General features: G+C 67.4%; 11 protein-coding genes and 1 pseudogene. 3 read left to right on the forward strand and 9 right to left on the reverse strand.

All coding sequences use genetic code 11. From position 1 onward, the window contains the following. Positions 1 to 94: 94 nt before the first annotated feature. The 3 genes from ACE3TU_RS12905 to ACE3TU_RS12915 all read left to right on the forward strand — a co-directional run bounded on the left by ACE3TU_RS12905 (position 95) and on the right by ACE3TU_RS12915 (position 3,019). Positions 95 to 1,306, forward strand: coding sequence for an ABC transporter substrate-binding protein (locus ACE3TU_RS12905; protein ID WP_374624775.1), 1,212 nt, complete (start codon positions 95 to 97; stop codon positions 1,304 to 1,306). 122 nt (positions 1,307 to 1,428) lie between these two features. Further along, positions 1,429 to 2,358 carry an SDR family oxidoreductase gene (locus tag ACE3TU_RS12910; protein WP_374624777.1) on the forward strand — a complete coding sequence of 310 codons (930 nt, stop codon included), beginning with the start codon at positions 1,429 to 1,431 and terminating at the stop codon, positions 2,356 to 2,358. Between the two features lie 10 nt (positions 2,359 to 2,368). Next, complete coding sequence (locus ACE3TU_RS12915) at positions 2,369 to 3,019, forward strand: TetR family transcriptional regulator (RefSeq protein WP_374624779.1); 651 nt, start codon at positions 2,369 to 2,371, stop codon at positions 3,017 to 3,019. A 4-nt stretch (positions 3,020 to 3,023) separates the two neighbouring features. On the opposite strand, the gene ACE3TU_RS12920 is transcribed toward ACE3TU_RS12915, so the two are convergent. The 9 genes and pseudogenes from ACE3TU_RS12920 to ACE3TU_RS12960 all read right to left on the reverse strand — a co-directional run. Then, complete coding sequence (locus ACE3TU_RS12920; RefSeq protein WP_374624781.1) at positions 3,024 to 4,313, reverse strand: branched-chain amino acid ABC transporter permease; 1,290 nt, start codon at positions 4,311 to 4,313, stop codon at positions 3,024 to 3,026. After that, entirely contained in the window at positions 4,310 to 5,311 is a 1,002-nt protein-coding gene (locus ACE3TU_RS12925) for a branched-chain amino acid ABC transporter permease (protein ID WP_374624783.1), read from the reverse strand. The genes ACE3TU_RS12920 and ACE3TU_RS12925 overlap by 4 nt, the downstream gene beginning before the upstream one ends. 4 nt (positions 5,312 to 5,315) lie before the next feature. Continuing rightward, positions 5,316 to 6,020: an ABC transporter ATP-binding protein gene (locus ACE3TU_RS12930; protein WP_374624785.1), complete on the reverse strand. Its 705-nt coding sequence runs from the start codon at positions 6,018 to 6,020 to the stop codon at positions 5,316 to 5,318. Next, positions 6,020 to 6,802 carry an ABC transporter ATP-binding protein gene (locus ACE3TU_RS12935; protein WP_374624787.1) on the reverse strand — a complete coding sequence of 261 codons (783 nt, stop codon included), beginning with the start codon at positions 6,800 to 6,802 and terminating at the stop codon, positions 6,020 to 6,022. The genes ACE3TU_RS12930 and ACE3TU_RS12935 overlap by 1 nt, the downstream gene beginning before the upstream one ends. Before the next feature lie 147 nt (positions 6,803 to 6,949). Further along, positions 6,950 to 7,312 (reverse strand): methylglyoxal synthase, encoded by a 363-nt coding sequence (locus ACE3TU_RS12940; RefSeq protein ID WP_374624788.1) that lies wholly within the window; start codon positions 7,310 to 7,312, stop codon positions 6,950 to 6,952. A 37-nt stretch (positions 7,313 to 7,349) separates the two neighbouring features. Continuing rightward, positions 7,350 to 7,727, reverse strand: coding sequence for a DUF1801 domain-containing protein (locus tag ACE3TU_RS12945; protein WP_374624790.1), 378 nt, complete (start codon positions 7,725 to 7,727; stop codon positions 7,350 to 7,352). Continuing rightward, entirely contained in the window at positions 7,699 to 8,010 is a 312-nt protein-coding gene (locus tag ACE3TU_RS12950; protein ID WP_374624792.1) for an antibiotic biosynthesis monooxygenase, read from the reverse strand. The genes ACE3TU_RS12945 and ACE3TU_RS12950 overlap by 29 nt, the downstream gene beginning before the upstream one ends. An 83-nt stretch (positions 8,011 to 8,093) precedes the next feature. Beyond that, positions 8,094 to 11,507, reverse strand: a complete 3,414-nt coding sequence (locus ACE3TU_RS12955; protein ID WP_374624794.1) for a methyl-accepting chemotaxis protein — start codon at positions 11,505 to 11,507, stop codon at positions 8,094 to 8,096. Between the two features lie 36 nt (positions 11,508 to 11,543). After that, a pseudogene (locus tag ACE3TU_RS12960) lies at positions 11,544 to 11,795 on the reverse strand (methyl-accepting chemotaxis protein); the annotation flags it as partial.

The raw sequence follows: 11,795 nt of genomic DNA on the forward strand, positions 1-11,795 counted from the left end.
GGGCACGGATCGTGCCCCCATCCACTGTTGTCCGGCCAGCAGGCGCCGCCCTAGAGAACGGCGCCACCGGGCGGCAACACGATTGAGGGACATCATGAACAGAACTCACTCCATCCTCGGGCTAGCCATCGGCGCCATGGTGCTCGGCCTCGCCGTTCCGGCGCTCGCCGAAGACGTCAAGCTGGGCATCCTTGGCGACGTCACCGGCCCGATCGAAAGCCTGGCGCCGCCGATCGTCGCCGGCGCGCAACTCGCCTTCGACCACGTCAATGCCCAGGGCGGCATTCTGGGCGGCGGCAAGATCGTCTCCGTCACCGGCGACTCCGCCTGCGACCCATCGGTCGCCGGCCCGGCCGCCGACAAGCTGGTCAACACCGACCAGGTGACCGCCATGGTCGGCGCCTTCTGTACCGGCGCCACCATCGGCGCGGCCACCGCGGCCGGCATCCCGGGCGGCGTCGTGCAGATCTCGCCGTCGGCTTCGGCCCCGGCGCTCACCACGCTCGAGGACAACGACCTCGTCTACCGCACCACTCCGTCCGACGCCTTCCAGGGTGTCAAGCTTGCCGACCTGCTGCTGCAGAAGGGCATCAAGGACGTGGCCGTCACCTACGTCAACAATGACTACGGCAAGGGTCTCGCCGACGTCTTCGTCGCGCAGTACACGGCCGGCGGCGGCAACGTCACCGCCAATGTCGCGCACGAGGACGGCAAGGCCGACTACCGCGCCGAACTCGGCCAGCTGTCCTCGGGCGGCTCGCAGAACCTCGTGATCCTCGCCTACGCCTCGGGCTCGGGCAAGACCATCCTGCAGCAGGCGATCGAGGGTGGCGAGTTCACCGCGTTCGTCGGCGGCGACGGCATGGTCGGTGACGACCTGGTGGCCGGCCTGCCCGCCGATGCGGTCAACGGCAAGATCATCGCCACCCGCGCCGGCGCCTATGTCGGCGACTCGGCCGAGATCTACAAGAAGCTCGCCACCGACGCCGGCCAGGACCCTGCCGCGACCTACGCGCCGCAGGCCTATGACGCTGCGTTCCTGCTCGCCCTCGCCGTCGAGAAGAACGGTTCGGCCAAGCGCGAAGGCCTCTCGGCCGCGCTGCGCGAAGTGGCCTCGGCGCCGGGCGAGAAGATCCTGCCCGGCGAGTGGGCCAAGGCGCTCGAGCTGATCAAGGCCGGCACCGACATCGACTATGAAGGCGCCGGCGGCCCCGCCGACTTCGACGCCGCCGGCGACGTCGACGGCATCATCGTCGAGCTCGCTGTCGAAGACGGAAAGTTCGTCGAGAAGGGCCCGGTGAAGTAAGCTTCGCCACATACCTGAAGTCGGAGGCCCGGGAGCGATCCCGGGCCTTTCTGTTTGCCCGCCTTGACAGAAGACCAGTGTTCTCTTATTTGGAGACCATCGTTCTCTTACAAGGCAGGCAGATGAGCTGGTCGACGAAGGATATCCCATCCCAGGCGGGGAAGCTGGCGGTCGTGACCGGGGCGACCGGCGGGTTGGGGTACGAGACGGCACTGGAGCTGGCGCGAGCCGGGGCCGAGGTGGTGCTCACCGGGCGAAATCGGGCCAAGGGCGCCGACGCGCTTGAGCGGATCAAGGCCGAGGTGCCGGGGGCGAGGGCCTCCTACGAGAACCTCGATCTCTCCGGGCTCGGCGATGTGAAGGCCTTCGCCGATGCGTATGCGGCGCGGCACCGGGCGCTCGACATCCTCGTCAACAATGCCGGCGTGATGGCGCCCCCTGCCCGCGAGGTGACGCGCGACGGCCTCGAGCTGCAGTTCGAGACCAACTATCTCGGCCATTTCGCCCTGACGGCGCGGCTGTTGCCACTGCTTTCGGCGGCGCGCGGGCGCGTGGTGCCGCTGGCCAGTCTGGCGGCGCGACGAGGCAGGATCGACTTCGACAACCTGCAGGCCGAGCGCAGCTACAGCCCGCTGGCCAGCTACAGCCAGACCAAGCTCGCCTGCCTGATGTTCGGCTTCGAACTGCAGCGGCGGAGCGACGCGAACGGCTGGGGGATCGCCAGCATAGCGGCGCATCCGGGCGTGTCGCACACCAACCTGATCAACAACGGCATGGGCGCTTCGAGTGCCGGCGGATTCGCCTGGCGCCACCTGGGCTTCCTGTTTCAGCCGGTGCCGCAGGGCGCGCTGCCGACACTGTTCGCGGCGACCGATCCGGCAGCAAAGCCCGGCGGCTACTACGGACCGCAGGGCGTCTTCGAGCTGCGCGGCGAGGTCGGCGAGGCGTCGCTGCCACGCCGGTCGGTCGATCTCGCGGTCTCGCGGCGGCTGTGGGACGCGTCTGAAGAACTGGCCGGCGTGCGCTTCCCGGAGCGGGCCATGGCGGCGTAGACTGGATGGCATGAACGAGATTCCGAGCTTCCAGCGGGCGCGCAAGCCCGAGGAGATCGAGGCTCGTCGCGAGACCCTGCTCGCGGCGGCGGCCGAGCTGTTCGACGCCGAAGGTCCGATGGGCGCGGGGCTGAACGCCATCGCCGCCAGGGCCGGCTTCACCAAGTCCAACGTCTACCGCTATTTCGAGAGCCGCGAGCAGGTGCTGCTCGAGCTGTTCCTCAGCGAGATGGACCGGATGGTGCCGGTCTTCTGCGCACGGTTCGAGGCCGCGACGGAGGGCGATGCGGTGGCCCTTGCCGACATCATCGCACGCGAGTTCAGCACCCGGCCGCGGTTGGGTCAGCTGACCGCGATCCTGGCCGGCGTGCTCGAATCCAATGTGTCCGAAGAGACCATTGTGCGCACTAAGCGCACCATGGGGACGCTGACCGCCCGCCTCGCCGGGGCGCTGCAGCAGAAGCTGCCGCAAGCAAGCGTCGCCGATTGCCTGTGGGCGATCTCGATGATCGGAACGCTGGTGGCCGGCATGTGGCCGAGTGCCCGCCCCTCCCCTGCCGCGGCGCGCGTCTTGGCGCGGGAGGAGTTCGCCGCCTTCCGGCCCAATATCGAGCGGGATCTGCAGCGGGCAGCGCGGGCGCTGCTCGCTTCGATTGCCTAGCTGCCTAGGCTTCCCGTTTCACCACTTCCGGGATCAGCCCGCGCGGTGCGTAGCGCAGCGCTATGGTGATGACCACGCCGAGGACGAACACACGCATCTGGCTGGCGCGGGACTGAATCTCGGGAATCGCCCCCCAGCCCATATCTGTCGACCAGCCGGAAATGGCATTGAACAGCCACTGCGCCACCGGGTCCGACACCATCCAGGTGATGTAGATCAGCAGCGCGCCGAACACCGCCCCCCAGTTGTTGCCGGCGCCGCCGACGATCACCATCACCCAGATGAGAAACGTGTGGTTGATCGGCTGGTACGCCCCCGGATCGTAGATTTGCTGGAAACTCACCAGCATGGCGCCGCCGATCCCCATCAGCACCGAACCGAGGATGAAGATCTCGAGTTGCCGGCGCGTGACGTTCTTGCCCATCGAGGCTGCGGCGATGTGATTGTCGCGGATGGCCCGCATCATCCGACCCCAGGGTCCGCCATAGGCGCGCTGCACGAAATAGAACGCGACGGCGAGGATGACGACGGCGAGCCCGAGGAAACCCAGACGGGCATAGACGAAGGAATCCGCGATGCTGACGCCTTGCGTCTGCAGGTCCTGCGGAATCGGCGTCGGCCAGGGGACCGGCGACACGGTCAGCGTCCCGCGGGTCAGCCAGTCCATGTTCTTGAGCAGCGCCCGGATGATCTCCGAAATGCCGATGGTGGCGATGGCGAGGTAGTCGGTCCGCAGCCCGAGGCAGATCTTGCCGACGATGAAGGCAACGCCGGCCGCCAGCACGCCGCCGAACGCCCAGCCCAGCACCGGGTGCAGTCCGAGTCCGCCGATCCAGCCGCCGCCTTCCTTCTCGATATAGGCAGCGGCAGGATCGATCTGGCTCCGATAGAGGATGTAGGCAAGGATCCAGGCCACCACCGTCAGCGCCGTCTTCCAGCCGCCGCGCACCCCGATCCGGTCGACGTGCCGCGCGCCCCAGACGAGGGCAAACCCGCCGCCGAAGGCGAGCAGAGCCCGACCTAGCAGCCACGGTCCGTCCGAGCCCCAGAACGCGGCATTGACCGGGAACGACACGAAGGTGACTGCCGCTCCACCCAGCATCAGCATGCCCATGATGCCGAAGTTGAACAGCCCGCCATACCCCCACTGGATGTTGAGGCCCAACGCGATCAGCGCATAGGCGAAGCTCTGCACCAGCAGCAGCGAGATATTGGCCGAGCCGAGGAACAGCCCGATCACCGTGAACAGCACGAACAGGCCGGCGAACAGGGTCAGGGTGCGCTGCAGCGTCATGACGAGGCCCCCTTGAAGATGCCCGTCGGTCGCCAGAGCAGCACCACGACCAGAATGACGAAGGCCACGGTCAGCTTGTACTCGGTGGGCACGATCGCCATCGTCGCCGGCACCTCGAACGGGATGGCGCCGGCCACCGGGCGAAGCAGGACCGACCAGTTGAAGATCGACAGAGTCTCGGCGAAGCCGATCAGGAACCCGCCGGCGATCGCCCCGTAGGACTGCCCCAGCCCACCCACGATCGCGGCCGCAAAGATCGGCAGGACGATGTTGAAGGCGAGATCGGGCTTCAGCGACACATCGAGCGCCAGCATGGTCCCGGCCATCGCGGCAAGCGACCCCGCGATCACCCAGGTGACGCGCACCACCAGCTTGGTATTGATGCCCGAGACCTGTGCCAGATCGGCATTGTCGGCCATGGCGCGCATCGCCTTGCCCAGCCGCGAACGGGTGAGAAACAGATGCAGGGCCAGAACCGCAATCGCAGTGCACGCCACCATCAGCAGTTGCGGCTGGGTGAAGTTGATGGTTCGCGTCACCCCCTCGATCGGCACCGGGATGCGGATCAGCTGCTTGGTCTCGACCTCGAAAAAGCTCCAGGTGCCCGAGCCGAAGAACAGTCGGATCAGGCCCTGGATGATCAGCGTCACGCCGATCGAGGCGATCAGCAGCGTCACCGGCCGCGCCCCGCGCTTGCGCAACGGCGCGTAGAACCCCTTGTCGAGCCCGAGCGCCAGCACCGCGGCAAGGATCATCGCGATCGGGAGCACCAGGAATCCGGTGGGCACCAGCGGCGTGGTGATGCCGAGCGCCGTCGCACCCATGGCGAGGAGGAAGGCGATGAAGGCACCCATCGTCATCATGTCGCCATGCGCGAAATGCGCAAAGCGCAGGATGCCGAAGATCAGCGTCACGCCGATGGCACCGACCGCATAGATCGAGCCCAGGACGATGCCGGCGACGACGACGTTGTTGAAAAAGAAGATCAGTTCGTTCATCGCATCAGCCCCCGAGGAAACTCTTGGCGACCTCGGGGTCGGCGATGAGTTCCCGACCCGTGCCGGTGAAGCGATTCCTTCCGGTGGCGAGGACGAACCCGCGCGAGGCGAAGGCCAGCGCCTGTCGGGCGTTCTGCTCCACCATCAGGATGGCGACGCCGGCCTTGTTGACCTTGACGATCTGCTCGAAGATCTCGAGCACATAGCGGGGCGAGAGCCCGGCCGACGGCTCGTCGAGCAGCAGCAGCTTGGGCTGACTCATCAGCGCCCGCCCCATCGCCACCATCTGCCGCTGGCCGCCCGACAGTTCGCCCGCCGGCTGCCGCCGCTTCTCGCGCAGCACCGGGAACATCTCGTAGACCCAGTTCAGCGTGCCGCTGAAATCGTCGCGCCGCGTGAACGCCCCCATCTCGAGGTTCTCCTCGACGCTCATCGAGGTGAAGACGTTCTTCTCCTGCGGTACGAAGCTCAGCCCCCTGGGCACCAGTCGATCCGGCAGCGCGTTCTGGATTTCCTCGCCGCCGAAGCGGATCGCACCCCCGGTGACCTTCACCAGGCCGAAAATGGCCTTCAGCGTCGTCGATTTTCCCGCCCCGTTCGGCCCGACGATGACGCCGATATCCGACTGCTCGATGGCGAGGTTGACCCCGTTGAGGATCGGCGCCCCGCCATAGCCGCCGACGAGGTCGGTGATCTCGAGCAGGCCCATCACGCCGCCTCCACCGGAGCGCCGAAATAGGCCTCGACGATCTCCGGGTTGGCGCGGATCTCGCTCATCGGCCCCTCGGCGATCTTTTCACCCTGTGCCATGACGATCACCGGGTCGCACAGCCGGCCGATCAGGTCCATGTCGTGCTCGATGACGAAGAAGGTGTAGCCCAGTTCCCGGTTCATCCGCTCGATATTGGCGGCGAGGTCCTGCAGCAGCGTACGGTTGACGCCGGCCGCCACCTCGTCGAGCAGAACGACCTTGGCGTCCACCATCATGGTGCGCCCGAGTTCGAGCAGCTTCTTCTGGCCGCCCGACAGGTTACCAGCGAGTTCGTGCTTCACGTGGGACAGCTTGAGGAACTCGATGACATCGAGGGCCTTCTGGCGAACCGCGTGCTCAGCCGTCCGCACCGCCCGGGGGGCGAACCAGGTCCTGACGAGGCTTTCCCCCGGTTGCCCGGGCGGAACCATCATCAGGTTCTCGAGCGCCGTCATGTTGGAGAACTCGTGCGCGATCTGGAAGGTGCGCAGCATGCCGCGGTGAAACAGCTGGTGCGGCCTGAGCCCGGTGACGTCATGGCCGTCGAAGACAATCCGTCCGCTGTCCGGCGCGATATTGCCCGCAACGAGGTTGAACAGGGTCGATTTGCCGGCCCCGTTCGGGCCGATCAGCCCGGTGATCGACCCGCGCTCCACACTGAGGGAGCAGTTCCTGACGGCCTGGAGCCCGCCAAAGCGTTTGCTGACGTTCCTGACGTCGATGACTGCGTCGAAGGACACCCCGCCCCCGTCCTCGTAAATCGTGTTCTTCCGTCGGCCAGCAGCCGTCATTTTCCGGCCATCTGCGCACATGCACGGGTGAGGGTCAACCAAACAGCCGCCAGCCGGCGCGGCTTCTAGCGCCTCGGCGCGGTTTTGACCATATGGTCAGATCGCCGCAAGGATGGCATCGGCGGTCCGGCGATTGGGCGCAAACAGGATGTCGTAGAGCGTCGCGAGCCGGGTGAGAGACTTGATGTCGACATCGTGCGGCATCGCCGTCAGCGGATCCTGAAAGAACACCAGGGCGTCGAGCCGTCCCTCGGCGATCATAGCGCCCAGTTGCGCGTCGCCGCCGAGCGGCCCGCTGAGCAATCGCGCCACCGTGAGGCCGGTGCCCTCCTCTACCCGGCCGCCCGAGGTGCCGGTACCCCACAATTCGTGCCGAGCGAGCGTGTCACGGTTGCGCAAGGCCCAGGCGACCAGTTCGTCCTTCCTGTCGTCATGCGCAACCAGACCGATGCGTGCCATTGCAGCCCTCCCCGCATGGCCCCACCTTTCACACGGCTCACGCTTTCAGCGCAATGGCCTCGGCGATGAGGATGGCGAGGTCGTCCTCGGGGATCGGAGCGCCCGGAACGAGGCGGATGAACCGCACCTGCTTGCCGTCCCCCTCGAGCAGGGGAGAGCTGAGCTGACGGCCATGTTCGAACACCAGGGAAACGTGGTCCTGCATCGGGAACACGGCGCAGATGAAGCCTGCCCTCGGGTGCCGGTAGTTGACCGAGCCCCAGCCGAGCCGCGCCTTGGCCTCGAGGTCCGGGCGCATGGCGAGCAGCAGCAGCGCCAGCCGGCTGGCCAGTTCCGCGACTGGCTCGGGCAGCGGCCGGAGCAAGGTGACGAGGTCGGCGACCAATTCAGCCGACCGAGACGCGGATGCGGGCATGCTTCATCTCCAGGCCGGCCGGGTCGATCATGGTCATGGCCGGGCTCTGCGCCATTTCCTCCATCATTTTGGCGCCGGCCGCCAGCGCCGCATCGTGCGATTGCCACAGCACCACATCAACGAAGCTGCCGTCCTGCTGTTCGGCCAGTTGCCGCCAGACGAAGCCGGGCTGTTGTCGCAGCCACTCGTTGACCAACGCGTTTGCCGCGACGAACGCGTCCGCGCTCCCCCCGGCAAGCCGGAACGTGACGATCTCGATGCTCTGCTGAACCCTGGTCGACATGCTGAAGAACCCTCTCTGCTGGTCGCTGAGAGGGTTCTCGCATGGCTTACCTGACATCGAGTGTCAGGGTTCTTTGCGCACGGTCAGAATTCCGACCAGTCCCGGTCGACAGCGGCATTGCCGCGGCTGAGATAGGACCGTGCCGCGGTCTTGACCTTGTCCTGCAACGCTCTGATGCCGCCGCGCGGCGCCTGCGCCGCCGGCGTCCGGGCGGGAGCGGTCGCACTGGTATTGAAGATGTCGACGATGCGATCGAGTTCGCTCGCCTGTGCTTCGGTCTGCTCGATGGCGGCGTTGATCTCCTCGACCAGCGCCGCATTGTGCTGGGTGGCCTCGTCGAGTTGCCGCACCGCCGTGTTGACTTCCTCGATCGAGGAGGCCTGCTCCCGGCTTTCCTTGGCGATGCCGTCCATCAGCCCGCTCGAGGAGCGCGCCGACTCGACCATGGCGGTCAGCCGCGCCGCCGCGTCGGCCACCAGCCTGGAGCCGGTCTTGACCTCGACCCCGCTCTGCTCGATCAGCACCTTGACCTCGCTCGAGGCGCTGGCCGCCGACTGGGCGAGACGGCGGACTTCGACCGCTACCACGGCGAAGCCCTTGCCGGCATCGCCGGCCCGTGCCGCCTCGACCGACGCATTGAGGGCGAGCAGGTTGGTCTGGAAGGCGATGTCGTCGATCAGGCCGATGATGTTGGAGATCTTGGACGAGGAGTTCGAGATCCGCTCCATGGCCTCGTTGGCGTCGGTCATCACCGCCCCGCCTTCCTCGGCCGTGCGCGTCACCGTGCCTGCGACCTGGCTCGCCTGCTTGGCTCGCTCGGCATTGTGCAGCACCGTCTGGGCCAGCTGCTCCATCGCCGCCGACGTCTCCTCGATCGTCGCCGCCTGCTTGGTGGTGCGTTCGCTGAGGTCGTTTGCCCCCGACAGGATTTCGGACGTCGCCGTCTTCAGCGAGCGCGACGTCTCCTTGAGCTGGCCGACGATCTCGCCCAGCTTGTCCGCCACCCGGTTGGTGTCGGTCTTGAGTCGGGCGAACGCCCCCTCGTAGTCTCCCTGCACGCGCTGCGTCAGATCCGTTTCGGCCAGCGCGGCCAGCACCTGACCGGTCTCGCCCAGGCCGCGATCCACCGTGGCCACCAGGTTGTTGATCGATGTCGCGATGGCATTCAGTTCAGGGTCGGGGAACTCCGTCTCGACCCGCTTGCCGAAATCGCCCGCGACGGCCGAGTCGACGACCTGGCCGAAGGCCTGCTGCAGCTCATGCATCATCGCCGACCGCGCCTGCTGATCGGCGACGATCCGCGCCGCCTCCGCATCGGTCATCGCGGCGACCTTCTTGCCGTTGTCGCGGAAGACCTCGAGCGCGCGGGCCAGCTTGCCGATCTCGTCGACGCGGCTGGTCCCCTCGATCGCGACCTCGTAGTTGCCCCCTGCCATGGTGTCGACAGTGGCGCCGAGGCGGCCCAGCGGACGGCCCACCATCAGGCGGATCAACGCGAACAGCACCGCACCGGCGAGAAGCACACACAGCACCGACGTCACGGCAACCGTCCAGCGGCCTTCCGCGACCGCGGCCTCGAGGGTCGCGACGGGCACCGAAGAGACGATGACCCACCGATCCTCGGTGCCGCCGACATTGAACGGGACGGCAATGCTGCGCTCGGCAACGCCGGTCTCGCTGAGTGCGTCCAGTTCGGCAAGCTCTCCGGCCAGGGCCTTGCCGACGACCGCCTGGATCGGATCGCCGGCATCGAGCGGCTTGCCGACATGCGCCGCATGCGGGCTGGCCACAACGATGCCACTCGAGCTGATCAACTCGACATGTCCGGTCTCGAAGGGCTTCAGCGTCGACAGGCGGGCGTTGAGCTCGGCCAGCGAGACATCCACGCCGCCGGTGCCGACATACTTGCCATCGACGGTGATCGGCAGGCCGAAGGACATGATGAGCACGTCCTTGCCGCCGATCGCGTACATGTATGGCTCGATGGCGACGGCGCGACCCAGCTTCTTGGGCAACTGGTAGTAGTCGCCCGGCCCTTCCTTGTCGTAGTCGATCAGCGGCTCCACCGCGATCTGGCCGCCGCCACGGTTCCAGTAGGGCACGTAGCGGCCGCTGGCATCATGGCCCGCTGCGTTGGCATGGGCCGCATCGTTGCCGTCGAGCGCGTTGGGCTCCCAGCCGGACCAGGTGCCGAGCAGGTCGGGGTTCTCCTCAAGGAAGCGCCGGATCACCGCGTCGTAGACCGCCCGGTCCGTGACGCCGCTGCCGCGCATCGCCTCGAGCGAGGTGACCAGGCCCTCGGCCGCACCCTCCGCGGCGTCCAGGTACTGCATGACCTGGCGGGAAATCGACTCGGTGGTCTCGGCCTGGAAAGCCCGCGTCTGCGCGCCGATCGTGTCGCTGACACGGCCGACCAGCAGGAACATGCCAATGGCGAAGATGACCGCCAGCGAGCCTATGCTCAGCAATGCCACCTTGAGGGACAGGGATCGTAAACGCATGATGAAAGCCCAACTCCGCAATCTTATCAATTTCCCGGATGCTGAACCGCTTTCGGTTAAGTCCACGTCAACTTGGCGCCGACCGGGCTCGAATTCGTCACGCTTGCGGTCCTTGCGGGCGGCAGGCCGGCGCGGGCCGAGGCTGCGGTGGACCCAGATCCCCAGCCCGAGGGCCAGGATGGCGGCCACGCCCGAGCCGACCAGCATCCTGAAGCCTGCCCCGCCGACCTGCCCCTCCAGCACCTGGCGCATCCTGGCTTCGGCCGACCTGCCCAGTTCGAGCGCCGCAGTCTGGAAGCCGTCATGCAGCGCGTCGAGGCCACCCCAGTCGATGTCGGCCCGGCGAACTGGATCGCCGAGTGCGGCGATCGCGGTTTCGACTGCCGCGGCAAAGTCCTGCACCGCCTGTGCATAGCGGGCCTGCTCGGCCCATGCCGGCAGCCCTTCCACCGCCGCTGCCCGGCGGAAATCGTCCAGCGCGGACCCGACGCGGCCAGCCTCGGTCGGCGACACGCTTGCGGCATAACGCGAGGCCCCGAGCAGGGCCGGCACCAGCGGCGCGGCATTGGCCGCCTGTGGCACGTCGACCAGCGACCTCGCCGCCGGGTTGTCCGACCACTCCGAGGCCAGACCGGATGCCGCGTGGATGCGTTCGACCAGGGCCGCGGCCGCGTGCCGCGCCGCCGCCGGAAAGGCGCCGCTCGCCAGTTCCGACCTGAGCGACTCATACGCGGCCTGCAGGGCGCCGGTGCCGAGGCGCGGTGCCGCTATTCCGGCAACCTCGCCCAGGCTGGGGTCGATCGCCTCCGGCAGGTTGCCGTCACGGGCAAGCCCGACCAGTTCGGGCAGCACCAGCCCCGCATAGCTCAGGCCGGTCGCCTCGCCCCGCCAGCGCTCGGCCTCGATATCGGTCTGCCAAAGCAGGACGAGACCCGCCACGATCGGCAGCAGCGCCGCTCCAAGCGCCGCGAGGAGACGTCTCGCGTTCGAGGACATAGGCATGCTCCCCTGTCGCCGCCGCCGGACTTGCGGCTAGAACTCGGACCAGTCCCTGTCGATCGCCGCGTTGCCGCCGCTCAGATACGAGCGGGCCGCGGTCTTGACCTTCTGCTGCAATCCCCTGATGCCGCGCGGCGCCTCCACCGGGCGTCCGCCGGGGACCTCGCCGTCGGCGATCCTGAACACTTCGACGATCCGGTCGAGCTCTGCCGCCTGGGACTCGGTCTGCTCGATCGCCGCATTGGTCTGTTCGACCAGCGCCGCGTTGTGCTGGGTCATCTCGTC

The organism is Devosia sp., from assembly GCF_041917035.1.
GTDB lineage: Bacteria > Pseudomonadota > Alphaproteobacteria > Rhizobiales > Devosiaceae > Devosia_A.

Bases quoted from the DNA above. Each gene is read 5' to 3' on its own strand.
- ACE3TU_RS12905 (WP_374624775.1), top strand. From the start codon at position 95: ATGAACAGAACTCACTCCATCCTCGGGCTAGCCATCGGCGCCATGGTG.
- ACE3TU_RS12910 (WP_374624777.1), top strand. From the start codon at position 1,429: ATGAGCTGGTCGACGAAGGATATCCCATCCCAGGCGGGGAAGCTGGCG.
- ACE3TU_RS12915 (WP_374624779.1), top strand. From the start codon at position 2,369: ATGAACGAGATTCCGAGCTTCCAGCGGGCGCGCAAGCCCGAGGAGATC.
- ACE3TU_RS12920 (WP_374624781.1), bottom strand. From the start codon at position 4,313: ATGACGCTGCAGCGCACCCTGACCCTGTTCGCCGGCCTGTTCGTGCTG.
- ACE3TU_RS12925 (WP_374624783.1), bottom strand. From the start codon at position 5,311: ATGAACGAACTGATCTTCTTTTTCAACAACGTCGTCGTCGCCGGCATC.
- ACE3TU_RS12930 (WP_374624785.1), bottom strand. From the start codon at position 6,020: ATGGGCCTGCTCGAGATCACCGACCTCGTCGGCGGCTATGGCGGGGCG.
- ACE3TU_RS12940 (WP_374624788.1), bottom strand. From the start codon at position 7,312: ATGGCACGCATCGGTCTGGTTGCGCATGACGACAGGAAGGACGAACTG.
- ACE3TU_RS12945 (WP_374624790.1), bottom strand. From the start codon at position 7,727: ATGCCCGCATCCGCGTCTCGGTCGGCTGAATTGGTCGCCGACCTCGTC.
- ACE3TU_RS12950 (WP_374624792.1), bottom strand. From the start codon at position 8,010: ATGTCGACCAGGGTTCAGCAGAGCATCGAGATCGTCACGTTCCGGCTT.
- ACE3TU_RS12955 (WP_374624794.1), bottom strand. From the start codon at position 11,507: ATGTCCTCGAACGCGAGACGTCTCCTCGCGGCGCTTGGAGCGGCGCTG.